The organism is Streptomyces sp. SID8374 (assembly GCF_009865135.1).
Lineage (GTDB): Bacteria > Actinomycetota > Actinomycetes > Streptomycetales > Streptomycetaceae > Streptomyces.
In genome coordinates, this window is the sequence record NZ_WWGH01000001.1 from 4,949,865 (window position 1) to 4,975,260 (window position 25,396).

The 25,396-nt window shown below is 70.1% G+C and carries 23 protein-coding genes and 1 pseudogene; 14 read left to right on the forward strand and 10 right to left on the reverse strand.

The genetic code is table 11. The annotated features are described in order from the left end of the window. Positions 1 to 362: 362 nt before the first annotated feature. The 6 genes from GTY67_RS22145 (at position 363) to GTY67_RS22170 (ending at position 6,764) form a co-directional block, all read left to right on the forward strand. Positions 363 to 1,895, forward strand: coding sequence for an ABC transporter ATP-binding protein (locus GTY67_RS22145; RefSeq protein WP_256062274.1), 1,533 nt, complete (start codon positions 363 to 365; stop codon positions 1,893 to 1,895). Next, a complete protein-coding gene (locus GTY67_RS22150) occupies positions 1,892 to 3,007 on the forward strand; it encodes an ABC transporter permease (protein ID WP_161279762.1) in 1,116 nt (371 codons plus the stop codon). Before GTY67_RS22145 ends, GTY67_RS22150 begins: the two co-directional genes overlap by 4 nt. Then, a complete protein-coding gene (locus tag GTY67_RS35100; protein WP_093690603.1) occupies positions 3,004 to 4,266 on the forward strand; it encodes an ABC transporter permease in 1,263 nt (420 codons plus the stop codon). Before GTY67_RS22150 ends, GTY67_RS35100 begins: the two co-directional genes overlap by 4 nt. Next, positions 4,263 to 4,685: a cytidine deaminase gene (locus tag GTY67_RS35105; protein ID WP_093690605.1), complete on the forward strand. Its 423-nt coding sequence runs from the start codon at positions 4,263 to 4,265 to the stop codon at positions 4,683 to 4,685. The genes GTY67_RS35100 and GTY67_RS35105 overlap by 4 nt, the downstream gene beginning before the upstream one ends. A 110-nt stretch (positions 4,686 to 4,795) precedes the next feature. Further along, the gene (locus tag GTY67_RS22165; protein ID WP_161279763.1) at positions 4,796 to 6,073 is read left to right on the forward strand and encodes a thymidine phosphorylase; all 1,278 of its coding nucleotides are present in this window, start codon (positions 4,796 to 4,798) and stop codon (positions 6,071 to 6,073) included. 100 nt (positions 6,074 to 6,173) lie between these two features. Further along, positions 6,174 to 6,764 carry a Uma2 family endonuclease gene (locus tag GTY67_RS22170; RefSeq protein ID WP_161279764.1) on the forward strand — a complete coding sequence of 197 codons (591 nt, stop codon included), beginning with the start codon at positions 6,174 to 6,176 and terminating at the stop codon, positions 6,762 to 6,764. 116 nt (positions 6,765 to 6,880) lie between these two features. Here GTY67_RS22170 and GTY67_RS22175 read toward each other — a convergent pair whose 3' ends face one another. Continuing rightward, on the reverse strand, positions 6,881 to 10,225 hold the full coding sequence (locus GTY67_RS22175; protein WP_161279765.1) for a S8 family serine peptidase: 3,345 nt from the start codon (positions 10,223 to 10,225) through the stop codon (positions 6,881 to 6,883). Positions 10,226 to 10,374: 149 nt separating this feature from the next. Here GTY67_RS22175 and GTY67_RS22180 point away from each other — a divergent pair, with 149 nt between their 5' ends. Continuing rightward, complete coding sequence (locus GTY67_RS22180) at positions 10,375 to 10,731, forward strand: STAS domain-containing protein (protein ID WP_161279766.1); 357 nt, start codon at positions 10,375 to 10,377, stop codon at positions 10,729 to 10,731. 89 nt (positions 10,732 to 10,820) lie between these two features. Continuing rightward, positions 10,821 to 11,721, forward strand: a protein-coding gene (locus GTY67_RS22185) for an IS5 family transposase (protein WP_202461527.1) whose coding sequence is annotated in 2 segments (ribosomal slippage) — positions 10,821 to 11,660 and positions 11,662 to 11,721 — 900 coding nt in all. Because the reading frame shifts where the segments join, the coding sequence is not laid out codon by codon here. Here the strand turns inward: GTY67_RS22185 and GTY67_RS22190 are convergent. The 5 genes from GTY67_RS22190 to GTY67_RS22210 all read right to left on the reverse strand — a co-directional run bounded on the left by GTY67_RS22190 (position 11,718) and on the right by GTY67_RS22210 (position 16,662). Beyond that, positions 11,718 to 12,452, reverse strand: a complete 735-nt coding sequence (locus GTY67_RS22190; protein ID WP_093690613.1) for an SDR family oxidoreductase — start codon at positions 12,450 to 12,452, stop codon at positions 11,718 to 11,720. The two genes, GTY67_RS22185 and GTY67_RS22190, sit on opposite strands and share 4 nt — an antisense overlap. Positions 12,453 to 12,572: 120 nt before the next feature. Then, complete coding sequence (locus tag GTY67_RS22195; protein WP_161279767.1) at positions 12,573 to 13,184, reverse strand: TetR/AcrR family transcriptional regulator; 612 nt, start codon at positions 13,182 to 13,184, stop codon at positions 12,573 to 12,575. Positions 13,185 to 13,314: 130 nt separating this feature from the next. Beyond that, positions 13,315 to 14,355, reverse strand: coding sequence for a sigma-70 family RNA polymerase sigma factor (locus GTY67_RS22200; protein WP_093690617.1), 1,041 nt, complete (start codon positions 14,353 to 14,355; stop codon positions 13,315 to 13,317). 121 nt (positions 14,356 to 14,476) lie between these two features. Then, positions 14,477 to 15,193 (reverse strand): L,D-transpeptidase, encoded by a 717-nt coding sequence (locus GTY67_RS22205; RefSeq protein WP_161279768.1) that lies wholly within the window; start codon positions 15,191 to 15,193, stop codon positions 14,477 to 14,479. A gap of 155 nt (positions 15,194 to 15,348) precedes the next feature. Next, positions 15,349 to 16,662, reverse strand: a complete 1,314-nt coding sequence (locus GTY67_RS22210) for an MFS transporter (RefSeq protein WP_093690621.1) — start codon at positions 16,660 to 16,662, stop codon at positions 15,349 to 15,351. Between the two features lie 62 nt (positions 16,663 to 16,724). Between GTY67_RS22210 and GTY67_RS22215 the strand changes: the two genes are divergently transcribed. The 4 genes and pseudogenes from GTY67_RS22215 to GTY67_RS35335 all read left to right on the forward strand — a co-directional run bounded on the left by GTY67_RS22215 (position 16,725) and on the right by GTY67_RS35335 (position 20,334). Further along, positions 16,725 to 17,678, forward strand: a complete 954-nt coding sequence (locus GTY67_RS22215; RefSeq protein WP_093690623.1) for a LysR family transcriptional regulator — start codon at positions 16,725 to 16,727, stop codon at positions 17,676 to 17,678. A gap of 119 nt (positions 17,679 to 17,797) precedes the next feature. Next, positions 17,798 to 19,084: pseudogene (locus tag GTY67_RS22220) on the forward strand (DNRLRE domain-containing protein); the annotation flags it as partial. A gap of 317 nt (positions 19,085 to 19,401) precedes the next feature. Continuing rightward, positions 19,402 to 19,605 carry a hypothetical protein gene (locus GTY67_RS22225; RefSeq protein WP_161279769.1) on the forward strand — a complete coding sequence of 68 codons (204 nt, stop codon included), beginning with the start codon at positions 19,402 to 19,404 and terminating at the stop codon, positions 19,603 to 19,605. Between the two features lie 606 nt (positions 19,606 to 20,211). After that, complete coding sequence (locus GTY67_RS35335) at positions 20,212 to 20,334, forward strand: hypothetical protein (RefSeq protein ID WP_272925806.1); 123 nt, start codon at positions 20,212 to 20,214, stop codon at positions 20,332 to 20,334. A gap of 740 nt (positions 20,335 to 21,074) precedes the next feature. On the opposite strand, the gene GTY67_RS22230 is transcribed toward GTY67_RS35335, so the two are convergent. Then, the gene (locus GTY67_RS22230) at positions 21,075 to 21,752 is read right to left on the reverse strand and encodes an alpha/beta fold hydrolase (protein ID WP_093690625.1); all 678 of its coding nucleotides are present in this window, start codon (positions 21,750 to 21,752) and stop codon (positions 21,075 to 21,077) included. 197 nt (positions 21,753 to 21,949) lie between these two features. Between GTY67_RS22230 and GTY67_RS22235 the strand changes: the two genes are divergently transcribed. Together GTY67_RS22235 and GTY67_RS22240 are read left to right on the forward strand one after the other, a co-directional pair. Further along, positions 21,950 to 23,104: an adenosine deaminase gene (locus GTY67_RS22235; protein ID WP_093690627.1), complete on the forward strand. Its 1,155-nt coding sequence runs from the start codon at positions 21,950 to 21,952 to the stop codon at positions 23,102 to 23,104. A 134-nt stretch (positions 23,105 to 23,238) separates the two neighbouring features. After that, positions 23,239 to 23,541, forward strand: coding sequence for a hypothetical protein (locus GTY67_RS22240; RefSeq protein WP_093690629.1), 303 nt, complete (start codon positions 23,239 to 23,241; stop codon positions 23,539 to 23,541). A gap of 89 nt (positions 23,542 to 23,630) precedes the next feature. On the opposite strand, the gene GTY67_RS22245 is transcribed toward GTY67_RS22240, so the two are convergent. From GTY67_RS22245 to GTY67_RS22255, 3 genes are all read right to left on the reverse strand, one after another. Next, on the reverse strand, positions 23,631 to 23,837 hold the full coding sequence (locus tag GTY67_RS22245) for a PspC domain-containing protein (RefSeq protein ID WP_161279770.1): 207 nt from the start codon (positions 23,835 to 23,837) through the stop codon (positions 23,631 to 23,633). A 132-nt stretch (positions 23,838 to 23,969) separates the two neighbouring features. Continuing rightward, positions 23,970 to 24,542 carry a VanZ family protein gene (locus GTY67_RS22250; RefSeq protein WP_161279771.1) on the reverse strand — a complete coding sequence of 191 codons (573 nt, stop codon included), beginning with the start codon at positions 24,540 to 24,542 and terminating at the stop codon, positions 23,970 to 23,972. A gap of 196 nt (positions 24,543 to 24,738) precedes the next feature. Beyond that, entirely contained in the window at positions 24,739 to 25,347 is a 609-nt protein-coding gene (locus tag GTY67_RS22255) for a hypothetical protein (RefSeq protein ID WP_343238725.1), read from the reverse strand. Positions 25,348 to 25,396 lie beyond the last annotated feature (49 nt).

Here is a 25,396-nt window from a genome sequence, read left to right on the forward strand (position 1 = left end):
TTCCCCAGGCCCTGTCCGCCCGCTCCGCCCGACAACGGCGCGGCGGGCGGACAGGGCCCGCCGGGCCCCCACCCGCAACCGGGGCGGCGCCCGCAGCAGCACGTCAGCAGCACCCGCAGAACAGCGGTCAGAACAGCAGTCAGAACAGCGGTACCGAAGAAGATCCGCCTATCGCAGTGCTCTCCCACCGGTCCCGGACCCCGCGTCCGGACTGTGACGTGCGCCTGTGTTTCAAGATTTGGCAGCTCTACGCGTGTAGACGGCCCTCCGGCGCGATAACTTCACCCCCTTCAGCCCCTCCGCCCCCGCTCCTGTCCGGCCAAGGAGAGTGCGTCATCAACGCGTCCAGCAGCCCCCCTGCCGTGGAACTGCACGGCATCACCAAGCGCTTCCCCGGCGTCGTCGCCAACCACGACATCGACATCACGATCGGCAAGGGCACGGTTCATGCCCTCGTCGGTGAGAACGGTGCCGGCAAGTCCACCCTGATGAAGATCCTCTACGGCATGCAGAAGCCGGACGAGGGCACCATCGCCATCAACGGTGAGCAGGTCTCCTTCTCCAACCCCGGCGACGCCATCGAGCGCGGCATCGGCATGGTGCACCAGCACTTCATGCTCGCCGACAACTTCACCGTCCTGGAGAACGTGGTCCTCGGCGGCGAGAAGCTGTACGGCATCGGCGCCGGTGCCCGCAGGAAGATCAAGGAGATCTCCGACGCGTACGGTCTCGGCATCCGCCCCGACGCGCTCGTCGAGGACCTCGGGGTCGCCGACCGGCAGCGCGTGGAGATCCTCAAGGTCCTCTACCGGGGCGCCCGCATCCTCATCCTGGACGAGCCGACCGCGGTCCTCGTGCCGCAGGAGGTCGACGCCCTCTTCGCCAACCTGCGCGAGCTCAAGGCCGAGGGCCTGACCGTCATCTTCATCTCGCACAAGCTGGGCGAGGTGCTCTCGGTCGCCGACGACATCACGGTGATCCGCCGCGGTACGACGGTGGGCACCGCCGACCCGGCCACCACCACGACCAAGCAGCTCGCCGAGCTGATGGTCGGCAGCGAGCTGCCCTCGCCGGAAACCCGCGAGTCCACCGTCACCGACGTGCCCATGCTGCGCGTCCAGGACCTGGCGCTCACCGTCACCGACCCCGACGGCACCGTCCGCGACGTCCTCACGAACGTCGGCTTCACCATCCACAAGGGCGAGGTCCTCGGGATCGCCGGCGTCGAGGGCAACGGGCAGACCGAGCTGATCGAGGCCCTGATGGGCATGCGCGACCCGGACGGCGGGGTGATCACCCTCGACACCGACGACATCTCGCACGCCCCCACCCGCAGGCGCCGCGAGTCCGGCATCGGCTACATCCCCGAGGACCGGCACCGCCACGGCGTCCTGCTGGACGCACCGCTCTGGGAGAACCGCATCCTCGGCCACGTCACCGAGAAGCCCAACAGCCACGGCTGGCTGCTGGACAACAAGGCGGCCCGCACCGACACCGAGCGGATCGTGCGCGAGTACGACGTCCGCACCCCCGGTATCGAGGTCACCGCGGCCTCCCTCTCCGGCGGCAACCAGCAGAAGCTGATCGTCGGCCGCGAGATGAGCCACGCCCCCAAGCTCCTGATCGCCGCCCACCCCACCCGTGGCGTGGACGTCGGCGCGCAGGCGCAGATCTGGGACCAGATCCGCGAGGCCCGCCGCGAAGGGCTCGCCGTCCTGCTGATCTCGGCGGACCTGGACGAGCTGATCGGGCTCTCCGACACCCTGCGCGTCATGTACCGCGGCCGACTGGTCGCCGACGCCGACCCGGCCACCATCACCCCCGAGGAGCTGGGCTCGGCCATGACCGGTGCCGCCACCGGTCACCTCGAAAGCCCGGAGGACGAGGCCCGATGAAGAAATTCGACAAGGACCGGCTGATCCTGGGCCTCGCCGGCCCGGTGCTCGCCCTGGTCGTGGCCCTCGCGCTGACGACCGTGGTGCTGCTGGCCTCCGGCCGCAACCCGTTCGAGCCGTACCGGATCATGTTCGAGTCGGCGAGCTACGTCGACGTACAGGTCCTGATCATCAACCAGGCCGGTACGTACTACCTCGCCGCACTCGCCGTGGCCGTCGGCTTCCGGATGAACCTCTTCAACATCGGCGTCGACGGGCAGTACCGCCTCGCCGCCATGATGGCCGCGCTGGTCGGCGCCAGCGTCACCCTGCCGGGCCCGCTGCACATCGCGCTGATCGTCATCGTCGCGATGCTCGTCGGTGCCTTCTGGGCCGGTATCGCGGGCTTCCTCAAGACCACCCGCGGGGTGAGCGAGGTCGTCTCCACGATCATGCTCAACTCGATCGCCACCGCGCTGGTCGCCTGGCTGATCCTGCCGAAGAACTTCGGCGAGCAGCCCGCGGGATCCAACAACCTCACCACCGGTGAGATCGCGGAGTCCGGCTCATTCCCGGGTCTGCCGATGGGCGACGGCGGGGACATCTACGGCTTCACCTTCGTCGCCGCCGGCTGCGGCCTGCTGTACTGGTTCGTCCTCAACCGCACCCGGTTCGGCTTCGACCTGCGCGCCACGGGCGCCAGCGAGAGCGCCGCCCAGGCCTCCGGTGTGGACGCCAAGAAGATGATCCTCACCTCGATGCTGATCTCCGGTGCGGTGGCCGGCCTCGCGGGCCTGCCGACGCTGCTCGGCGACACCCACACGTACAGCCTCGACTTCCCCACCGGTATCGGCTTCACCGGTATCACCATCGCGCTGCTGGGCCGCAACAACCCGCTCGGCATCGCCTTCAGCGCCCTGCTGATCGCCTTCCTCGACAAGTCGTCGGCCTCTCTCGACCAGTTCGGGTACGAGAAGGAGATCGCCACGATCATGCAGGGCCTGATCGTGATCTCGGTCGTCGTCTCCTACGAGCTCGTACGCCGCTACGGCGTCCGCCGCCAGCAGCAGAAGGTGGGCGAGGAGCTCGCCGCCGGCCACGCCATCAAGACCGAGAAGGAGGCGGCCCTGTGAGCACCAGCAAAGCCATCGCCGCACGCCACGCCCCCAAGAAGGGCGGCCGCCGCAAGCTCACCCTGCCCGTCGTCCTGCTCATCATCGCGGGCGGCCTCGCCCTCGTCTCGCTCGTCCGCCTGATCAGCGGCGCCGACGACGTCACCTCGGTCGGCCAGGTCGCCGGCGCGCTGGAACTCGCCGTCCCGATCGGCCTCGCCGGACTCGGCGGCCTCTGGGCCGAGCGCGCGGGCGTCGTCAACATCGGCCTCGAAGGCATGATGATCCTCGGCACCTGGTTCGGTGCCTGGGCCGGATTCCAGTGGGGTCCGTGGATGGGTGTCCTCTTCGGCATCCTCGGCGGCTGCCTGGGCGGCCTGCTCCACGCGGTCATCACCGTCACCTTCGGCGTGAACCACATCGTCTCCGGTGTGGCGATCAACATCCTCGCCGTCGGCGTCACCCGCTACCTCTCCAACTTCGCCTTCGACGGCGTGCAGGGCGGCTCCTCCAAGCAGTCCCCGCGCATCGACCCGATCGACAAGATCACCATTCCGGGGCTCTCGGACTGGATGCAGGACCTCCAGCAGCACCACTGGTTCCTGGTCTCCGACATCGCGGGCATCATCGGCGGCCTGGTCACCGGCCTCTCGCTGCTGACCCTGCTCGCCCTGCTGCTGATCCCGGCGACCTGGTGGATCCTGTGGCGCACCTCGTTCGGGCTGCGGCTGCGCTCCTGCGGTGAGTCCCCGGTGGCCGCCGAGACGCTCGGCGTCAACGTGTACAAGTACAAGTACATCGCCGTCACCGTCTCCGGCGGGCTCGCGGGTCTCGGCGGCGCGTTCCTCGCGATCGTCGCCACCGGCATCTACCAGGAGGGCCAGACCGGCGGCCGCGGCTACATCGGCCTCGCCGCCATGATCTTCGGCAACTGGATGCCGGGCGGTATGGCGCTGGGCGCCGGGCTCTTCGGCTTCACCGACAGCCTCAAGCTGCGCGGCGGCGCGGAGAACGTCCACGCGATGCTGCTCCTGCTGGCGATCCTGCTGGTCATCGCGGTGTTCTGGCAGCTCTACAAGAAGAAGTACGTCGCCGCGGTGATCTCGGCGGCCGTCTCGGCGCTGCTGTTCACCTGGTACCTGCTGACCGACCAGGTGCCGAGCCAGTTCGTCGACGCCGCCCCGTACGTCACCACGCTGCTGGTCCTCTCGCTCTCCGCGCAACGGCTGCGGATGCCGAAGGCGAACGGCGTGCCCTATCGGAAGGGCGAGGGCAAGTGACCTCGCCCGCCCCGGAGCAGGCGGCTCCCTTCGGCGAGGCCGACTGGGAGGCCCTGCGGGTCGCGGCCCGGGACGCGATGTCCCGGGCGTACGCCCCCTACTCGGGCTTCCCGGTCGGGGTCGCCGCCCGGGTGGACGACGGCCGCACGATCACCGGCTGCAACGTCGAGAACGCCAGCTACGGCCTCTCGCTCTGCGCCGAGTGCGGCCTGGTCTCCACCCTCCAGGCGACCGGTGGCGGCCGGCTGACCCACTTCACCTGCGTGGACGGCACCGGGTCGGTCCTGGTGCCGTGCGGCAGGTGCAGGCAGCTCCTGTACGAGTTCGGCGGCCCCGAACTCCTCCTGGAGACGCCGGAGGGCCGACGCACGCTGGACGAGATGCTGCCGCAGTCGTTCGGCCCGCAGCACCTCGGCTGAATCTGTAATTCCGGTGGCCCTTCCCGCGCGGAAGGGCCACCGCCATTCCCACCCTCTATGCGCGTAGAGTCGACAGGACTCCTGCATACGCACCGGCCGGAAGGACTCCCATGGACGCCATCTCCGTCATCCGCACCAAGCGGGACCGAGGCGAGCTGACCCCCGAGCAGATCGACTGGGTCATCGACGCGTACACCCGCGGCGAGGTCGCCGACGAGCAGATGTCCGCCCTCGCCATGGCGATCCTGCTCAACGGGATGAACCGCACCGAGATCGCCCGCTGGACCGCCGCGATGATCGCCTCCGGCGAGCGGATGAACTTCGCCGCGCTCTCCCGCCCCACCACCGACAAGCACTCCACCGGCGGCGTCGGCGACAAGATCACCCTGCCGCTCGCCCCGCTGGTCGCCGCGTGCGGCGCCGCCGTACCGCAGCTCAGCGGCCGGGGCCTCGGCCACACCGGCGGCACCCTGGACAAGCTGGAGTCCATCCCCGGCTGGCGGGCCCACCTCTCCAACGAGGAGATGCTCAACGTCCTCGACACCACCGGCGCGGTCATCTGCGCCGCCGGTGACGGACTGGCCCCCGCCGACAAGAAGCTGTACGCGCTGCGCGATGTCACCGGCACCGTCGAGGCCATCCCGCTGATCGCCAGCTCCATCATGTCCAAGAAGATCGCCGAGGGCACCGGCGCGCTCGTCCTGGACGTCAAGGTCGGCTCCGGCGCCTTCATGAAGACCATCGAGGACGCCCGCGAACTGGCCTCCACCATGGTCGCCCTCGGCACCGACAGCGGCGTCCGCACGGTCGCGCTGCTCACCGACATGTCGACCCCGCTCGGCCTCACCGCGGGCAATGCCCTGGAGGTACGGGAGTCCGTCGAGGTCCTGGCAGGCGGCGGCCCCCAGGACGTCATCGACCTCACCCTGGCCCTCGCCCGCGAGATGCTGGACGCGGCGGGCCTCAAGGACGCCGACCCGGAGAAGGCGCTCGCCGACGGCTCCGCGATGGACGTCTGGCGCCGCATGATCTCCGCCCAGGGCGGCGACCCGGACGCCCCCCTCCCCACCGCCCGCGAGCAGCACGTGGTGACGGCCCGCTCCTCCGGCGTCCTGACCCGCCTGGACGCCTACGACGTCGGCGTCGCCGCCTGGCGCCTGGGCGCGGGCCGCGCCCGCAAGGAGGACCCGGTCCAGGCGGGCGCGGGCGTCGAACTCCACGCCAAGCCCGGCGACACGGTCACCGAGGGCCAGCCCCTGATGACGCTGCACACGGACACCCCGGAGAAGTTCGACTACGCCCTCAAGGCCCTGCCGGACGCGTACGACATCGCCCCGGCGGGCACGTCGTTCGCCCCGCTGCCGGTGGTGCGGGAACGTATCGCCTGACCTGCGGTTTCCTCGTACGGGTGAACGGGACCGGTGGACTGCCGCCGGTCCCGTTCGGCATGCTGGACTCGGTGACGTGCCGACAGAGGAAGACACCGTCATGAGCGCATGCGCCGGCCAACCCGCACCGGACCCCGGCCATGACTGGGACGACCTCGTCCGGATCCGTGAGGAGACGGACGCGCCCAAGGGATGCAGAGTGGAGATCATCGACGAGATCGTCACCGTGTCACCGCCGCCGTCCAAGGATCACCACAGCACCGTCGCCCTGATCCAACGGAGGTTGTACGGCGTCATCCCGGAGGACTGGGGTATCTACCAGACCCTCGGCGTCGCCCTGCCGGTACGGGGCGGGATCTACGTCCCCGACCTCGTCGTCCTGCCTCGCACAGCGGTCTCCGGGCCGGGCTATGACGTGCCCGCCGCCGAGGCCCGCCTCGTCGTCGAGATCACCTCCCGGGCCAACGCCAACCACGACCGCGTCAGCAAGGTCAACGGTTACGCGAAGGCCGGGGTGGAGCTGTTCCTGCTCCTCGACCCCTGGCACTCCGGGCGTCCGACCGCGACGCTCTACGGGGAGCCGGAGGGCGGCACCTACCGGGTGCTGGAAACGGTCGAGTACGGCGGGAGGATCAGCCTCCCCGAACCCTTCGGACTCGACCTGGACACCGGCGTCTTCCCGGTCAGCTGACACCTCCAGCTGACACCTGGGCTCCGGGCACAAGCGAGCGGCCCGTCGCACGGAAGAAGTTCCGTGCGGCGGGCCGCCGTTGCGTGCGGGTGGGGTGAACCGCCCGCGTTACCGGGTCACTTGCCCAGGTACGCGTTGTAGATCTTCACCGAGGACTTGTTGCCCTTCTTGTCGGTGACGTTGGCGGAGAAGGAGATGCCCTTGCCCTTGGCCGGGTTCTTCACCGTGATCTTGCCCTTCTTCACGGTGACCTTCTTCCAGGTCTTGCCGCCGTTGTAACTGACGTACGTCGTCAGCGACTTGAGGTTCTTCCCGGCGGCCGAACCCTGCACCGTCACCGGCACGGAGACCGTCTTGCCCGCCGCGGCCCGGCCGTCCGTGGAGAGCGCGGGGGTGAAGCGGACGGTGGAGGCCGGGAGCTTCGTGTACCCCTTCTTGGAGCGGAACGAGAAGCTGACGTCCACCCGGGTGGAGAGGGCGCCGATCTTCGCGCTGTGCTTCACCGACGAGGTGAGCTTGTAGTCGGCGCTGCCCGCCGGAACCGTGAAGTAGTCCCAGCCCTGGAGCGGGTCCTTCATCTGGGCGTACTTCTTGCCGTTGCGGTGGAGCACCGTCGCGACCGAGGAGAACTCCGGCGCACCGTCGTTGCCCTTGCCGTCCGCCAGCAGCGGAAGGAGGCCGGCGATCTCGTTGTCGTCGCGGTAGATGCCGTCGTACCCGGTCAGCCGGGGGCCGAAGACCCCGGTGTTCACGGTCTTCGCGTACGACTTGCCGGCCTTGTAGGCGACGGGGTTCCCGAGGGAGTACGCCGCCTCGTAGACCGGGTAGCCCTTCTTGTCCTTGCCGCCGACCTGGGCGAAGTCCAGGCCCCAGCGGGTCTTGTCGGTGGTGGCGAGGCGGATCGTACGGACGCCCGGCAGCGCCTGCTTGGCGGGCGCGCCGTACATCTCGTAGCCGCCCGGCAGCGCGGCGACGGGGTAGACCTCAGCGGTCTTCTTCTTGACCGCGCCGACGCCCATGGTCAGCTTCACCGTGGCGAACTGGTTCGCCTTGTACGTCCGCTTGAAGCCCGTGGCGAACTGGGTGGCCTTGCCGCCGGTCGCGATGCTGTAGTCGCCCGACCCGCCGGTGTTCCAGCTGCCGGCCCACCGCTGGCTGAGCGAGCCGTCGGTGATCTTCGGGCCCATGTGGGCGGTGCGGAGGGTCCCCTTGGCGCCGACCATCCAGCCGTAGGTGATCTCGAACTGCTTGGTCTTGACCGAGTACTCGGTCTGGATGCCGCGGAGCTTGGCCCCCTTCGCCGGAAGGGTGACGGCGGCCGGCTTGGTCTTCCGGGCGTCCAGCGTGAGCGTCGTGTTCTTCGTGACGCTCAGCTTCGGCTGGGCGAGCCAGTCGACGTCCCCCTTCTTCTTGGGGTCCGTGACGACGCTGCCGTTCAGGACGTAGGTGCCCTTGGGCACCCGGACCGTGGCCACGCCGTTCTTGAAGGCCGAGGTGAAGGAGGCGCCGTCGGCGCTCCCGCCCAGGTCGTCCAGTTCGACGTCCGCCGCGGCCGGGATCTTGCCCGTGCGGCTGACGGCCTTCAGCGTGACGTCGTACGACTCGCGCTCACGGTCCACCGCGGCCGAGGTACGGACGCTCTGGCCCTCGCCCGTGGCCACGACGTACGCGGAGTACGAGCCCACCTCCGCGCCGCCGAGCCGGGTGTCCGCCGTCAGCGCCACCTGGGCGGTGCCGCCCGCGGGCACGGTGACCTGCGAGGCGCCGAGGGTGAAGAAACCGGCCGGAGCGGGCTTGCCCTTCGGGCCGGTGCCGTCGACCGTCAGGTCGAGTGTGACGTCCGTGGTGCCCAGGTTGCGGTAGGTGACCGGCTTGGTGACCGGGACGTCGTCGTTGTGCGGCCACTGCTGCACACCGAGGTTGACCGAGGCCTGCTCGCTCACGACGGACTGGGTGAGCGCCCGGTCCACCGCGATCCGGCCCGTGCCCTGCTGGAACGGGATGTACGCGCCGGGCTTGGTGGAGGACGCCAGCACGCTCTTCAGCTGCGTGTACGTCCACTCAGGGTGCTGCTGCTTGAGCAGGGCCGCGGCGCCCGCGACGTGCGGGGTGGCCATCGACGTACCGTCGATCGTGAGGTAGCCGGGCGGGTTCTCGCCGACCTCCGCAGCGATCTCGGAGCCCTTGGCGGAGGCCGCCGTGATCGCTACGCCGGGGGCGGTGACATCGGGCTTGACGCCGCCGTCGCCCACGCGCGGGCCACGGCTGGAGAAGCCCGCCAGCTTGTCGCTCACGTCGACCGCGCCGACGGTCAGCGCGGCTTCCGCACTGCCCGGCGAGCCGACGGTGCCCGCCCCGCTGCCCTCGTTGCCCGCCGCGATGGCGAACAGGACGCCCTTCTGGGCCGAGAGCTTGTTGACCGCGGCTTCCAGCGCGTCCACCCCGGGGGTGTCCTCGCCGCCGAGGCTCAGGTTGACGATGTCGGCGCCCTGGGCGACCGCCCACTCCATCCCGGCCAGGATGCCGGAGTCGTCACCGAACCCGTCGTCACCGAGCACCTTGCCGGCCAGGAGCTTGGCGTCCGGGGCGACCCCCTTGAACTTGCCGCCGGACCTGGCGCCCGTGCCCGCGGCGATCGAGGCTACGTGGGTGCCGTGACCGATGCGGTCCTTGAGGTCGGGTGACTTGGTGAAGTTCTTCGCCGCGGCGACCCTGCCCTTGAGGTCGTCGTGGGTGCCGTCCACGCCGGTGTCCAGGACCGCGATCTTGACGCCCTTGCCGGTGTAACCGGCCTTCCAGGCGGTGGGCGCCCCGATCTGGGCGACGCTGCGGTCCAAGGACGCCTTGCGCCTGCCGTCCAGCCAGATCCGGTCGACGCCGGCGGCGGTGGTGCGCTGGACGTCGCCCGTCTGCTCGCTGGTGAGCGCCTCCCACAGGTCCGGGGCGTCCGCCTTCGGCGTCTCGACCGACTCGGCGTTCAGCGACGCCAGGCTCCGGCCGATCCGGGTGGCGCCCGCGTCCCGGACCTCCGCCTTCGCCCGGGCGCTCTGCGCGCCCCGGTAGCTGACGATGAGCCGCAGGTCCTTCTTCTGGGCCCGGCGGTTCTCCGGCCGGTTCAGCTCGGTGATGTCGAACAGCCGCCGGTCCAGCTTGCCCGAGGCGATGAGCCGCTGGGCGTCGGCGGGTATGACGAGCGTGTGCCCGTCACGTATCCGCTTGTGCACCGGTATCCCGGCGCGTCCCTCCGCGGGCTCGAAGCCCACGACCCGGCCCTTGGCGTCCACGGACACCCGGTCACCGGTGATCAGCGTCAGCTGGTGCGCGGCCTTGCCCGCGGGGCCCGGGACCGCCTTGCCCGCGGCTGCGGGCGCGACCGGCTGGGCGGCGGCGGGCGTGGTCATGCCCGCGGCGAGCGCGACGGCGGCGGCAGCGGCGACAGCCGGGACCCCCACCCTCTTCACATGTCTGTGCAACTCTCCCCCTGGAGAATGAGGCGGTTCCTCTGAACCGTTCACTCAATCTAGAGGGTGAAAATCGTGAAGGGGTTCGCAAGGGATGTGTATGAGTTGTGAGTTGACTCTCTCTGGCTGGAAACCGCCCCGGGGCGGCGATGAGTTTCGGTCGCCGGACCGGTCCTCCCGTTGTGGCAGCCATCGATCCGATCGTCCTCGTCGTCACCGGACACCTCACCCGTGACGCCGTACCGGCCCTCTGCGCGGAGCTGGAGACCTTGCTGAAGGGCCCCCGGGGCGCCGCCGCGCTGGTCGAGTGCGATGTGGGCGGTGCGGACCGGGCGGACCTGGTCCTGGTCGAGGCCGTGGCCCGGCTGGCACTCGTCGCCCGCCGGGCCGGACGGCAGCTGCGGCTGCGCCGCGTGGGCCCCGAACTCCAGGGGCTGCTGGACCTGGTGGGGCTGGCGGACGTGGTCGCCCTGGAGGGGCCGGAGGAGCGCGTGCCGGGCCCGTGACCGACCGGGCCGGACAGCGTCCGTACCGGTCCGGTCAGCCTTAGGCCGTGTATCGAAAGTGGCTCTTGGGCTGTGGATGATCACGGTTCATGGCGCGCGGAGATCTCACGGACGAGCAGTGGGCGGTGCTGGCGCAGTTGTTGCCGAAGGGGAGGAAGCCGGTGCGTCCACCGGTCTGGTCCCGGCGGCAGTTGATCGACGGCATACGGTTCCGGGTCCGGACCGGTGTGCCGTGGCGGGACGTACCCGTCGAGTACGGGCCGTGGGGCCGGGTCTACGGCCTGTTCCGCCGGTGGCAGCGGAACGGTACCTGGCAGCGGATCCTCATCCGGCTCCAGTCCCTGGCCGACGCGAAAGGCACGATCGTGTGGGATCTGAGTGTCGACTCCACGGTGTGCCGCGCCCACCAGCACGCGGCTGGGGGCCGCAGACAGGGCGACTTGCGGAAGGAACCGCCAGGCGGCGTGTTCACCGAGCCCGGTGATCACGGGCTGGGACGTTCGCGCGGTGGGTTCACCACCAAGCTGCACCTGGCCGTCGAGCAGGGCCAAAGGCCCATGTCGACCGTGATCACGGCCGGGCGGCGCGGAGACTCGCCGCAGTTCGAACCAGTGCTGGAGAAAGTCCGCGTGCCCCGCATCGGGCCGGGCCGGCCACGCGTCCGCCCCGATCGCGTGCGAGCCGACAAGGCGTACGCCTCCCGCGAGAATCGCGCCTACCTGCGCCGTCGCGGGATCCGCTGCACCATCCCGGACAAGACCGACCAGGCGCGCAACCGGCGCAAGCTCGGCTCCCGCGGCGGTCGGCCGCCGGAGTTCGACAAGGCTGACTACCGTGAGCGCCATGCGGTCGAGTGCGGGATCAACCGTCTCAAGAGGCACCGCGCCGTCGCTACGCGATACGAGAAACTCCCAGTCTCGATACGAGGCGACCGTGCTGGTCGCAGCCATCAACGAGTGGCTGCGAGCAGCACTTTCACACCAGACTTAGATCTGTGCGCTGCCGCCGTCGACGGCGAGTTCGGAGCCGTTGAGGTAGCTGGAGGCGTCAGAGGCGAGGAAGACGGCTGCTGCAGCGATCTCCTCGGGTTCGGCCAGGCGGCCGAGGGGGATCGCAGCTCCGGCGGCGGCGAGTTGTTCGGCCGGGATCAGGTCGATCAGGCCCTGAGTGCGGGTGCCGCCAGGTGAGAGCATGTTGATGCGATATCCGCCCGCCCCGGCGCCGTGGGCGAATCCGCGGACCAGGTTGCGCAGCGCTGCCTTGGTCGCCCCATAGACAGGCAGGGCCGGTTGCGGTCGGGTGGCGGCCGACGATCCGGTGAAGATGATCGAGGCTCCCGGAGACAGATGCGGCAGCGCCTTCTGCAGGGTGAACAGTGGGCCCTTGACGTTGGTGGTGAGCATGGCGTCGACCTGTTCCTCGGTGATCTCCCCGAGCGGGGCGGCGATCCCGATGCCGGCGTTGGCGACCAGGACATCGATGTGTCCGGCCTGTTCGACGACCGTCCTGTAGAGGCTGTCGAGGTCGTCGAGCCGGTCCACGTCGCAGCGGATCCCGGTCACCTGGGGGCCGAGTTCGGCCTCGACCTCGTCGAGCTGTGCCTGGCGGCGACCGGTAACGAACACCCGCGCGCCCTCGGCGTGGTACGCCTGTGCGATCGCCCGGCCGATGCCCGCATTTCCGCCGGTCACGACCGCAACCTTGCCCTTTAGAGAGTTCATGATCACTCTTCCCTAGTTTTTGTCTCCATGGTCAATAAAACATTTTTTGACCATGGAGACAAAAACTAGACCGGAGATGTGACCGATGCCATAAGCGGCGGAGGGCGGACGTGGAGGGCTCTACGCCTGCGCGGGATCCGCGTCCGCTCGGCCCGGGAGCACGCGGAGTGCGTCGAGTGCGACCGCGGTGAGCGCGGCACGACCGACTCCCGCCCGGCCGACCAGCTCCATCCCTCGGATGACGGCGACGAAGTACATCGCCAGCGACGTCAGGTTCGCGTCCGCCGGCAGATCGCCACTCTTTTGGGCGTCCTCTAGGCAGTGCGCGTAGATTCCGGCGAGCTCCTCGATGCCGGCCCTGGTGACCGTGGAGAGCTGATCCTGCTCGCCGGTCGACTCGACGAGAGCACGCGTGGCGAGTGAGACCCGGCTATCGCTGCGGCTGAACTCGATCGCCATGCGCAGCATGTGGCCCCGGATCCGCTCCAACGGGGACGCGTCGCCGTGCTGGAGCGCTTCCGAGACAGCGCGCGCCGCCTCGTCGCGATCCTCCGAGAGTGCCCGCAGGAACAGCTCTCGTTTTCCTCCGAACGCGTTGTAAAGGCTCTGCTTCCCCAACCCGGTCGCTCGCACCAAATCGTCAAGGGTCGTGGCAGCGAGGCCGTTCACGACGAACACCTCGCTGGCACTACTGATGACGTCACGTTCTTCGAACTTGCGAGGGCGCGGCATGCGTCCAAGGTTACGTTACTGACCATATGGCCAAATTTTCATCTAGGAACAGATTCCACTTTCGCAACAGGCCCCAGTAGCGCGTCGGTCAGCCTTCGTACCGAATCGGTCCGCCCTCGTACCGGTCCGGTCAGCCCTCGTCCGTCGCTGCCGGAAGCCGGTCGGGCAGGCCGAACAGCGGGAACCAGCGCTCCACGTCCAGGAAGCAGTGCATCCCCGAGATCGCCCCGTCCTGCACGTCGATGACCTGCACCGCCCACGGCACGAAACCGCCGCCCTCCGGGTCGGGCTTGTAGTGCGCGAAGCCCGGGGAGCCGTTGGCCGACACGGGCAACAGCCGGGAGCCCGCGCAGGACGCGCCCATGGTGGTCATGAAGCCCGTGATGTCCGAGGTGCCCTGGAGCCACAGGTCGAACGGCGGCATCGTCATGACCGCGTCCTCGTGGAGCAGCGCGGTCAGGGCGGCCATGTCGTACCCCTCGAACGCCTTCACATAGCGCTCCAGAAGCTTCTGCTGCTCCTCGTCGAGGGGGTCCGCCGCGTCCGGGACCCGCCCCTCCGTCTCCGTCAGGGTGGCGCGGGCCCGCTGGAGGGCGCTGTTGACCGAGGCGACGGAGGTCTCCAGCAGCTCGGCGACCTCGGCGGCCTTCCAGGCGAGCACCTCGCGCAGGATCAGCACGGCACGCTGCTTGGGCGGCAGGTGCTGGAGGGCGGCGACGAACGCCAGGCGCACCGACTCCCGCGCCACGGCCGCCTCCGCCGGGTCCTCGACCGTCGGCAGGATGCGGCCGTCCGGCATCGGCTCCAGCCAGACATTCTCCGGCCGGGGGCTGAGGGCGGCCTGGGCGAGGGGGGTCGGGCCCGTCAGGTCGACCGGGCGGGCCCGCTTGTTGCCCGCGCTCAGCATGTCCAGGCAGACGTTGGTGGCGATCCGGTAGAGCCAGGAGCGCAAGGACGAGCGGCCCTCGAACTTGTCGAAGTTGCGCCAGGCCCGCACCAGGGTGTCCTGCACCGCGTCCTCGGCCTCGAACGCCGAGCCGAGCATCCGGTAGCAGTACCCGGTCAGCTCGGTGCGGTGGCCTTCGAGGCGGGCGTCGACATCCGTGGGGCCCGCGCCGTCCGCAGCGCCGGCCCCCGCCCCCGCGGCCGTCCTCGTGGTCAGATCGCTCATCGCTCCACCCCTGTCCCGCGGCCGCGCCGCGGCATCCGTCACCCGGTACGTCGGAAGCTACCGCAGGCCACTGACAACAGGGGTGGAAAGAGGCCGATGGGCGATCGCCGGTCAGGCCCGGTCAGGTCCCGGGCTTGCGCCCGTAGACGTACACGTCGTCGCCGTTCTTCAGCAGTTTCCAGTATGCCTTCGCGTCGGCGGGGCGCATGTTGACGCAGCCGCCGGAGCCCGGCGGGTTGTACATGGACTTGGTGACCGAGTGGAACGCCTGGCCGCCGTCGAAGAACTGCGCGTGCGGCATCCACACCTTGTAGATCGTCGACCAGTGGTTGATGCTGCGCCAGTAGATCTTCTTGGCGCCCGTACGCGTCTCCGCGCCGTCCCGGCCGGTCCGCACCGGCACCGGACCGTACTTCAGCTTCTTGCCGTCCTGGATCCAGCTCAGCTGCCGGGTCAGGTCGACACAGGCGATGCGCCCCTTGTCGGTGGGGCACTTCCCGGCCTTGTTCGGGTTCTTCCCGGCCGCCTTCTGGGCGAGCATCGTGTTCATCGTGCGCCAGGTCAGCGGCCCCGCGTACCCGATGGTGGGGGTGATTCCGTGGGCCTTCTGGAACTTCTGGATCGCCTTGCAGTCGGCCGCCGACTGCTTGCCGTCGACGGGCCGCTTCAGGAACTTCTCGACCTGCTTCTGGTGCGGCCCGGTGGAGGTGGTGCAGGAGGCCGCCTGGGCCGTGGTGCCGGTGCCCAGGACCAGGGCGGGTGCCGCCACCAGACCGGCCACGGAGAGCGCGGCCCCGCGTCGCAGCCGCCCTCCCGGTACTTTCGCGATCACTCCCATGTGCCCAACTCCCCTTCGCCCACAGTGGTTTTGTGGTTACGCCTGGTAGACGCGCGAAGGGGAGGGGAGGTTGCACGGGGCAGGTCTCGGTTGCGTCGCGTTCCGGCATAGCCGGAATTACAGCCTCCGGAACTCCGGGACGGGCTCTCTGCGGGTCAGCGGGTCGCCGGAATCAGCGCCCGCCGCTCGGCCCGCGCCACCCGGGTCCCGTACAGGGTGATGGAGACGACGCCGAGGACCGCGAGCAGGCCCAGCGCCACCGTCGCCGCCCAGCCACCCGCGTGGAAGGCGACCGCGCCGAGTGTGCCGCCCGCGCTGGAGCCCAGGTAGTACGCCGACTGGTAGAGCGCGGAAGCCTGCGCCCGGCCCGTCGTGGCGGTCCGGCTCACCGAGGACGAGGCGACCGCGTGCCCCGCGAAGAACCCGGCCGTGATCAGCACCAGGCCCAGCAGTACGGAGGCCAGCTGGTCGGCGAGCGAGAGCAGCAGCCCGGCCGTGGTGGTGGAGACCGCGAGGTAGAGCGCGCCCCGGCGGCCGAGGCGGGCCACCAGGCGTCCGGCCGCGGCGGAGGAGACCGTACCGACCAGGTAGACCAGGAAGATCGACCCGACGATGCCCTGCGGCAGCGAGAACGGCTCCTCGACCAGCCGGTAGCCGATCACCGTGTAGACCGCGCCGAACACGGTCATGAACAGCGCGCCGATCGCGTACAGCCGCACCAGCAGCGGGTTGCCGAGGTGCGTGGCGACGGTCTTCGCCAGCGCCTTCGGGTTGAGCGTTCCGGGGGTGAAGTTACGGGCCCGGGGGATCAGGAAGTGGAAGGCGACGGCGCACGCGAGCGCGAGCAGACCGACCGCCGCGAGCGCCGCGCGCCAGCCCCAGGCCTGGGCGACCCAGCCGGTGAGGATGCGGCCGCTCATGCCGCCGATGCTGTTGCCCGCGACGAACAGCCCGATCGCGGCGATCAGCGCCTTGGGCCGGACCTCCTCGGCGAGGTACGCCATCGCGGAGGCCGGAAGCCCGGCGAGCGCCGCACCCTGGATGGCCCGCAGCGCGATCAGCCAGCCGATCGAGGGGGCGAACGGCACCAGCATCCCGACCAGGACCGCGACCGTCAGCGAGGCCGTCATCATCTGCCGCCGCCCGAACCGCTCCGACAGGGCGCTCAGCGGCAGCACACACAGTGCCAGGGCGCCGGTCGCCGCGGAGACCGTCCAGCTCGCCTGACCGGCGCTCACTCCGTACGAGGCGGAGATCGCGGGCAGCAGGGCCTGGGTGGAGTAGAGGAGGGCGAAGGCCGCGACACCGGCGGCGAAGAGCGCGAAGCTCATCTTGCGGTAGCCGGGGCGGCCGGGCTCCAGGCGCTCGGTGGCGGCAGCGGGAGCGGCGGCGCGGGAGGTGATGACGGGGGACGACGGGGCAGAGGCATCCACGATCACGGTGGATGCCCCGGTATCGGCGGGAGGCATACGACGAACGTAGAGCGCCGCGTTTCATGCGTCCAATGCACGAAACCGCCATAATCGATCCCATGGCGCATCAACGCAGCTCACAGCCCCGGCTGTCACCAAGCAGTTACGAAGAAGACATCCGGGCCGTCCTCGCGCCCCGCCTCGCGTACTTCGAGGCGGTCGCCCGCCACGAGCATGTGACCCGCGCCGCACACGAGCTCGGCGTCCCGCAGTCCACGCTCTCGCGGGCCATGGTCCGGCTCGAAGCGGACCTGGGCGTCGCCCTGTTCGCCCGCAAGGGCCGCACGGTCTCGCTCACCCCGGCCGGCCGCACCTTCCTCACCTCGGCCGAACGGGCCCTGGCCGAGGTGGAGAAGGCAGCCGACGCGGTCCGCGCGGACGCCGACCTCACGACGGGCCGGGTCTCCTTCGGCTTCCTGCACACCATGGGCTCGGAGACCGTACCCGCCCTGATCCGCGCCTTCCGCGCCGACCACCCGAGGGTCCGCTTCCAGCTCGTGCAGAACTACGGCGAGGCCATGATCGAACGCCTCCGCGCGGGCGGCCTCGACCTCTGCCTCACCTCACCCGTCCCCGACGCCCCCGACCTGGTCACCCGCCGCCTGGACGAACAGCGCCTGCGCCTGGTGGTCCCCGACGACCACCGCCTCGCCTCCCGCCGCCGCATCCGCCTCGCGGAGGCCGCCGACGAGACGTTCGTGACGCTCGAACCCGGTTACGGGCTCCGCCGCATCACCGACGACCTCTGCACGGAGGCGGGTTTCACCCCGCGCGTCGCCTTCGAGGGCGAGGAGGCGGAAACCCTGCGCGGCCTGGTCGCCGCCGGGCTGGGCGTCGCCCTGCTGCCGCCCCCGGCCGTTGCCCGCCCGGGTGTGGTCGAACTGACGGTCACCGCCCCGCGCGCGGTCCGCGAGATCGGCGTCGCCTGGCTGGACGGCCACCCCGACACCCCGCCGGTCGCCGCCTTCAAGCGGTTCCTGCTCTCGCGGCGGGGGAATCTGCTGCCGGACTGAGGGGGTGCGTGCCCTGGGTTCATCGATTTCGCATCACGGAGATTCGGGGGGAGTCTTCCTATCTGGCGGGGAGTCTGGTTCTGGCCCTGTCCGTGACGCTGCTGGACGGTAGTGCCGCGATGGCGGCCCAGCGCCAGGAGCCGGCCGTCCCGGAGAAGGCCGCTGCTGTCACGCAGGCCGCTGACGTTTCGTCGGCCCGGGTGGCTGCCCGGTTGTCGGGCAAGCGGGTGGAGGCGTTGTCGGAGCGTACGGAGACGTCGACGACGTGGGCGAACAAGGACGGTTCGCTGACCACGGAGTTGACGGCGGGTCCGGTCCGTTTCGAGGACGAGGCGACCGGTGACTGGCGTACGGTCGATCTGGATCTGGTCGCGCAGGCGGACGGCTCGGTGGAGCCGAAGGCGCACCCGGAGGGGCTGAAGCTTTCCGGCCGCACCGGCACCCTGCCCGCCTCGCTGAAGGCGGCCCAGTCGGCCAAGGCGAGTGACCTGGTCAGCCTGGGCGAGGGTGATGAGCAGATCACCCTCCAGTGGAAGGGCGGTCTGCCCGCCCCGAAGCTGGACAGCACCCGCGCCGAGTATGTGAACGCCGTGCCCGGCGCGGATGTGGTCGTGGAGGCGACGCGTACCGGGTTCGAGCAGTACGTCGAGATCAAGCAGCGCCCGGCCGCCGACGGCTACACCTACACGCTGCCGCTGAAGGCGAAGGGCCTGGAGGCCGAGCAACAGGCCGATGGCAGCGTGGTGTTCACCGACGAGAAGAACAAGAAGACCGCCGTCATGCCCGCCCCGGTGATGTGGGACGCCACCGTGGACGAGGTCTCCGGTGAGCACACCCGCCGCGTGCCGGTGGCGATGAAGGTCGTGAAGAACGACGAGGGCGTGGACCTGGTCGTCACGCCGGACGCGACGTTCCTCGCCGACCCGGAGACGAAGTACCCGGTCACCGTCGACCCCTCCACGTCCGCCCTCTCCAACGTCTTCGACACCTACGTCCAGCAGGGCGAGACCCGTGACTGGTCCACCGATGTGGAGCTGGACCTCGGGAACCCGGGCACGACGAACGCCAACGGCACCCCCCGTACGGCCCGTTCCTTCATCTCCTGGAACACCGCACCGATCGCCGACGCCCTGGTGACGGACGCCAAGCTGTCGCTGTGGAACTTCCATTCGGGTAACACCGACTGCAAGGCGCAGTCCTGGGAGGTCTGGGCGGCCGGAGCCGCCCCCACCTCCTCGCGCTGGACCGCGCAGCCGGCGTGGACGGCGAAGAGGGCCACCTCGACGGAGACGAACGGCAACCCGTCCTGCACCGCGGCCCCGGACGGGTGGATCAACGCCGACGTCACGACCATGGTTCAGGAGTGGGCCTCGGCCAAGGCGGCCAAGTCCCACATGGGGCTGCGTCGGTATGATCGCTGGGGGAGCTGCAAAGAAGCTCGGCAACCGTAAGGCAACCTGGGGTCAAGTCGGGCGTGCCGCGATTTACGGCGGAGGCACAGCCTCCCTCGGGTTCGGACTCGGGGCCGGAGTCCGCTATGGGGCGGGGCGTGCGTTGGTCAGATGGGCCCCCCGGAGCGGGAAGCACGCGAAACATTTCCGCAATCACAGAAAATCACGGTCATGGCGTTGGTGAATGACCCGCTGACGTAGTCGACCTGCACTGCTCAGGGCCGGCCGGCCATTTCCTTCTGGTCGGCCGGCCCCGCGATTCGGGAGTAATTATGGCAAACCAAGCGAAGAGAGCTTCAACAGCAGTATTTACGGCTGGGCTGATTGCGCTCGCCTTGGGTATTGTGGCATCCGTGCTGTATGGGGATTCAGACAGCAAGCGACTCTTCCTCTGCTCGACGCTGGTGTTGGCGATCGCGTGGGTTCTTGAAAGAGCATCGAAGAACGAAGACCGCTCCGCAGGTTCGCCGAAGTAGCACACGGCGCATCAGGGGGCCAAGAGAGTGGATCGGTGCCCGGCAAGGGCCACGAGAAGTGCGTTCGACCGGTGCGTCGGAATGGTAGAGGCGGTACCGGTCGCCGTCGCTCGAATCCTGTACCGATCCATCCTCAGGAATTTCGGCAGGGGGAAAGTCGGCAAGCTTGCAGCCTGACTTGACGACGTGGATTCGCCAAGCCCAGCGGGGCGGGTCCGATGCCGAATAGGCCTACGACATATTCTCCCTCGCGGCGGCTTGTCGGGCCTTTCCGGCGGCCTTCGGGATCATGTCGAGAATGCTCCTCGACCACCTCTTCGGTGCCTCGTTCGATGCCGTTCTCACCCTCTCCCTCTCCGTCTTCCCCGCCTCTGCCCTGCTGTTCGTGGCCGACGCGGTCCGGGCCAGGTCGGGGAGGGAGGCGGATGCAGCGACAACCGCTACGGCTAGCCTGGCGACCCCGTCAGCCAGTACGACCTCGACGGCAAGTCCTGGTGGCGCAAGACCCTGAAGTGTGGCGCCATCACTGCGGGCACCGTGGGTGCCGTGGCCTGCGGCGCGTCGATCGGAGCCTACGGAACCGCGGGCCGCATCATCGGACACGGTATGAAGACCTGGCGCGTCGGCCTCAAGTTCAGCCGAGGAGGCGGCGGTGGGACCGGCTTCGCCTGGAAGGGCACCCGCAAGTTCGGGCTGCACAGCCATGGGATCAAGAACAAGTCCCGCTGAAAGTTCATCCAATACCACCGTCGGGGTAAGGGGGGCATCGGCAATCACCGTCCCTGGGAGGGGTGGTGGTAGGAGAGAGGGCTTCGGCAGTGGAACAGCGACCGGAGCGGCAGGTGTCCGATCCACTCCTTGTCGTGGATGACGACGAGTGGCTCTGCGCCTATACGTCCCTCCGCGAGCTGCAACAGGGCGCCGAGCCGGCCTTCCTGGACGACATCGCAGTGGCTTTCGACGGGGGTTGCCCGGCCCCTGCTGTGCGCCTGGGACGAAACCACGCGGAGCTTTCACGTCAGTCACGGGGCGGGCCCTGATCCTCAACTCGCCCGCTTGCAGGCACACGTGGACGCGTTCTTCGAAGCGTGGACCGATGACGCTCCTCCACCGCACCTGACCGACCCCCGCGCGTACATCAGCTCTGGTGAGAAGAAGGAACGCCGAAAGAAGAAGCGCGGCTGACGCCCCCTGAGAACGATCTGCGCCAGCCCACGACCACGAAGCCGGGCAACACCGCCACCGCCCAACTCGCCGTGGGGCTGGCCCTGCTGACCGCCGCGGCCGGCTGCGCGGTCGCGTGGACGGCCGGGGTGCTGCTGGTGCGGCGCCTGGGAGGGGAACGTACGGCCTGAGGCCGGGCTGACGTACGGCCCGAGTCGTGGCCTGTCGTACGGGCCCCGTCCAGCCTGTCGTACGGGCTCCGCCTGGCCCATCGTACGGGCTCCGCCCCGTGAGGCGCCGCGCGTTCAGTGCCGCAGCGACCGTCCGAAACCCGCCGCCAGCGGCATCCGCAGCCCCAGCGGCGGCGGTGCGGCCAGCGCGTCCTTGACCGGGCGGGCGTACGAGCGGGCGAAGAGTGAACCCCGTACGAAGTCGGCCGCCAGCGCCACCACTTCGGAGCGGTGCTGGCGCAGCGCGTGGCCGTCGGAGTGGACCTCGAAGCGGCAGGTGTCCCGGTTGGACTTCTTCGCCCGCTCGGCCAGCCGGTACGACAACTCCGGGTCCGTACGCTCGTCGTTGGTGCCGTGCACGATCAGCACCCGCCGTCCCACCAGCTGCTTCACCGGCTCCGGCTCGGCGGCGGCGTGGTCCGGCAGCCAAGGCGCCATCGCCAGGACCGAGGTGACCGACCCGTGCCCGGCGGCCCGCAGCGCCGCACGGCCGCCCATGCCATGGCCGACCAGGCAGACCGGCACGTCCCCGTACCGCCGCTGGATCTCGTCGACCGCCCAGGCCGCGTCCTGCGCCGGATGCGCGTCGGTGTCGTTCCAGCCCCGGCAGCGGTAGCGCAGGACGTGCACCGCGAGCCCGTCGCCCTCCCCGGCGCGCGCCAGCGCACGGGCGAACGGCAGCTGGATCGCGTACGACAGGGGGGAGGGACGGCGCCGTGAGTCGGGCTCGCCGTCCGGGAGCAGCAGGACCACGCCGCTGACCTCGTATGGTGCTCCGGCCGTCTGTACGGCCCGTCCCAGCCTCGCAGCAGGCAGGGGGAGTGCGCGCTGTGCCATGACAGAACAGTCTCAGAAGAGCAGGTGTACTCCACCCGACTTTCCGGTCACTGTTGCGCATCGACGACTAGCGCCGACAAGCGCTCTACGCGCGTAGGCGCTAGAGTGCCAAGATGACGAGCCAGACCCCGAATGTCCCTGATTCCGACCAGATCCGGCGCGCCCCCAAGGTGCTGCTCCACGACCACCTCGACGGCGGCCTGCGGCCGGGCACGATCATCGAGCTGGCCCGCGCGCAGGGTTACGACTCCCTCCCCGAGGCCGAGGCCGACAAGCTCGGCATCTGGTTCCGCGAGGCCGCCGACTCCGGTTCGCTGCCCCGGTATCTGGAGACCTTCGCCCACACCTGCGCCGTCATGCAGACCCGCGACGCGCTCTTCCGGGTGGCCGCCGAGTGCGCCGAGGACCTGGCCGAGGACGGCGTCGTGTACGCCGAGATCCGGTACGCCCCCGAGCAGCACCTGGAGGGCGGCCTGACCCTCGAAGAGGTCGTCGAGGCGGTCAACGCGGGCTTCCGCGAGGGCGAGCGCATCGCCCGCGCCAACGGCCACCGCATCCGGGTCGGCGCCCTGCTCACCGCGATGCGGCACGCCGCCCGCGCGCTGGAGATCGCCGAACTGGCCAACAGCTACCGCGACCAGGGAGTCGTCGGCTTCGACATCGCGGGCGCCGAGGCCGGCTTCCCTCCCACCCGCCACCTCGACGCGTTCGAGTACCTCAAGCGGGAGAACAACCACTTCACCATCCACGCGGGCGAGGCCTTCGGCCTGCCGTCGATCTGGCAGGCCCTCCAGTGGTGCGGCGCCGACCGGCTCGGCCACGGGGTGCGGATCATCGACGACATCGAGGTCGCGGAGGACGGCTCGGTCTCCCTCGGCCGCCTCGCCTCCTACGTACGGGACAAGCGCATCCCGCTGGAGATGTGCCCGACGTCCAACCTCCAGACCGGCGCCGCCACCTCGTACGCCGAGCACCCCATCGGGCTGCTGCGGAAGCTGCATTTCCGCGTCACCGTGAACACGGACAACCGCCTCATGAGCGGAACGAGCATGAGCCGTGAATTCGAGCTGCTGACCGAGGCATTCGGATACACACTCGACGACATGCAGTGGTTCACCGTCAATGCGATGAAATCAGCTTTCATTCCTTTCGACGAACGTCTCGCGATGATCAACGAGGTCGTCAAGCCCGGTTATGCCGAGCTGAAGTCCGAGTGGCTTTTCCGGCAGACCGCTGTGACCAGCGGTTCTGCCGCTTCGGCGAGCTGACGTTCGGGACACGGAAGATGGCCGGGATACGAAATCCCGGCCATCTTCTGCGTGTCGGGATGTTTGCGGACGGGGCCGCGGGATGACTACCGTGCAGAGCCGCTCACATCCCCCTCCCCAAGGATGAATTCTTCATGAAGAAGACCGCTGCCAAGACTCTCGGTGTCGCCGCCCTCGGTGCCGCTTTCGCCGCTGCCGCCGCCGGGAGCGCCTCCGCTGCCCCCTCGCTGCCCCTCGACACCGCGGCCGGCGCGCTCCCCGTCTCCACCATGGCGCTGGACACCGTCGCCAAGGCCGCCCAGAACGCGCCGGTCCAGGAGACCGTCGGCAAGGTCCTCGGCGGCGACGCCACCGACGCCGCCGCCCCGGTCACCGGCCTGCTCGGCGGACTGCCCACGCAGGGCCTGACCGCCAACGGCATCCCGCTCGGCGGCTGACCGAACCCGTAGACGCGTGTGGGGCGCACACCCTGATCAGGGTGTGCGCCCCACACGCGTGTGTACGGAGGCCGCCTCGGCCCCTCGCGTCACCAGGCCGTCGCGGACGAGGAGGACTTCTCCGAGGGCAGCAGCGCCCACAGGGCCAGATAGACCAGGAACTGCGGGCCGGGCAGCAGGCACGAGACGACGAAGATGACGCGCATCGTGGCGGCCGAGGTGCCGAAGCGCCGTGCCAGCCCCGCGCACACTCCGCCGATCATGCGGCCTCCGGTGGGGCGGACCAGTGCGGCCATGGTGGGCTCCTTCGCGAGACGTAGCGGTGGGAGCGGGTCTGTCGTGTCCTGCTCCGCCGGGAAGCCGGGAGCCGGTCTGTGCCGCTCCCGATGTATCCATGGTGCCTCGGCCGAGGGGGACAAAGCATCGCTCTACGGGGCGATGCCGACCCTGGTAATCGTCGGGGTCGACCCCCCAGGGGCCTCGTCCCTGAGACGGGCCTCCTGCCGGTACCGGGGGAGGTCCCGTACGCCCGGCACCCCCCGGCGGCGCAGCCGCGCCCGGCAGACCGGGACGACCAGCAGATGGGCCAGGACCACACCGGTGGTGTTCAGCAGCACCGAGTCGATGTCGACCACCTGGCCGGGCACCCCGGTCTGGCCCAACTCGATGGCGAGCGAGATCAGCGCCCCGGCCGCCACCGTCCGCAGCAGCGACACCCAGGGGGAGACGAAGACCCGGCCCCCGGCCATCGGCAGCAGCACCCCGAGCGGGGCCAGCAGGACCAGGGCCCCGCCGATCCGGCGCGCGGCCTCGACCGGGCCCAGCGCGAGGTCGGCCCTGATGGAGGCGAGCGGCTCGAAGTTGGCGGCGGTGATCCAGGGCACGTCCAGCGGGCGCAGCGTCAGCCACCCGACGAGCAGCAGATGCGCGAAGAGGAGAGTGACCCCCGCCGCGCGGAAGTGGATGACGGTCTGACCGTCCGAACCTTGACGCACATCCACCAGGACGCCCCGAGCGGCAGGATCGGTTCCGGTGACTTCGCCGGGGGTCTGCGGCGTACCGGCCCTTGGCCCGGTTCGACCAGGCCCTCGGTCCGGTCCGGCCGCCCCTCGGTCCGGTTCGACCGGCCCCCGGTCCGGTTCGGCCGGTCCTCAGTCCGGTTCGGCCGACCGTCGTCCGGTCCGGTCCGGTCGGCCCTCAGTCCAGTTCGAGTGCGTCCGGGGTCGTCACGTCCTGCGGCCGGGACTTCGTCTGCGAGGTGCACAGATAGCCGCGCGGCGGGTACTCCCCGGGCCCGCCCAGCACCACCGTGCCGTTCGTCACGAGCGCCTCGTTCTCCGCGTACGTGCACACCAGCTGCGCCAGCGCCTCCGTCGACAGGTCCTCGGGCTGGCTGCTCAGCCGCAGGGTGCCCGCCGGGTCGCCGGAGCGCGAGGGCGCCACCCGCAGCCCGGAGGGGACCGCCGTGGAGAACCCGGCCACGCGCTCGTCTTCGGGCGGTGCCTGCTGCACCTGCTCCAGCAGGGCGCGGGCGGCCGCCAGCCGGCCCGAGCCGGACGCGACGGCGGGCACCGGCCGGTCCACGGCCACCAGCTGCGAGGCGCACAACAGGTACACCGACGCCGCCACGCTCTCCGGCGACCGGGTCGTGACATCCGCCGAGGGCACCTTGCACGGCCCCCGGGAGGGCGCGGCACCGGCGTCCACGGGCACGGACGTCGTCCGGATCCCGCACCCCGAGGCCAGCGCGGCGACGGCCAGCACGGCGCCGAGCACGACGGCCGCACGCCTGCGCAGCCGGGACACGACGGCACCACGCCTGCGCGGCCGGGACACGGCGGCCGCACCCCGCGGC

Bases quoted from the DNA above. Each gene is read 5' to 3' on its own strand.
- GTY67_RS22150 (WP_161279762.1), top strand. From the start codon at position 1,892: ATGAAGAAATTCGACAAGGACCGGCTGATCCTGGGCCTCGCCGGCCCG.
- GTY67_RS22165 (WP_161279763.1), top strand. From the start codon at position 4,796: ATGGACGCCATCTCCGTCATCCGCACCAAGCGGGACCGAGGCGAGCTG.
- GTY67_RS22170 (WP_161279764.1), top strand. From the start codon at position 6,174: ATGAGCGCATGCGCCGGCCAACCCGCACCGGACCCCGGCCATGACTGG.
- GTY67_RS22180 (WP_161279766.1), top strand. From the start codon at position 10,375: ATGAGTTTCGGTCGCCGGACCGGTCCTCCCGTTGTGGCAGCCATCGAT.
- GTY67_RS22190 (WP_093690613.1), bottom strand. From the start codon at position 12,452: ATGAACTCTCTAAAGGGCAAGGTTGCGGTCGTGACCGGCGGAAATGCG.
- GTY67_RS22195 (WP_161279767.1), bottom strand. From the start codon at position 13,184: ATGCCGCGCCCTCGCAAGTTCGAAGAACGTGACGTCATCAGTAGTGCC.
- GTY67_RS22200 (WP_093690617.1), bottom strand. From the start codon at position 14,355: ATGAGCGATCTGACCACGAGGACGGCCGCGGGGGCGGGGGCCGGCGCT.
- GTY67_RS22205 (WP_161279768.1), bottom strand. From the start codon at position 15,193: ATGGGAGTGATCGCGAAAGTACCGGGAGGGCGGCTGCGACGCGGGGCC.
- GTY67_RS22210 (WP_093690621.1), bottom strand. From the start codon at position 16,662: ATGCCTCCCGCCGATACCGGGGCATCCACCGTGATCGTGGATGCCTCT.
- GTY67_RS22215 (WP_093690623.1), top strand. From the start codon at position 16,725: ATGGCGCATCAACGCAGCTCACAGCCCCGGCTGTCACCAAGCAGTTAC.
- GTY67_RS22225 (WP_161279769.1), top strand. From the start codon at position 19,402: ATGGCAAACCAAGCGAAGAGAGCTTCAACAGCAGTATTTACGGCTGGG.
- GTY67_RS35335 (WP_272925806.1), top strand. From the start codon at position 20,212: ATGAAGACCTGGCGCGTCGGCCTCAAGTTCAGCCGAGGAGGCGGCGGT.
- GTY67_RS22235 (WP_093690627.1), top strand. From the start codon at position 21,950: ATGACGAGCCAGACCCCGAATGTCCCTGATTCCGACCAGATCCGGCGC.
- GTY67_RS22240 (WP_093690629.1), top strand. From the start codon at position 23,239: ATGAAGAAGACCGCTGCCAAGACTCTCGGTGTCGCCGCCCTCGGTGCC.
- GTY67_RS22245 (WP_161279770.1), bottom strand. From the start codon at position 23,837: ATGGCCGCACTGGTCCGCCCCACCGGAGGCCGCATGATCGGCGGAGTG.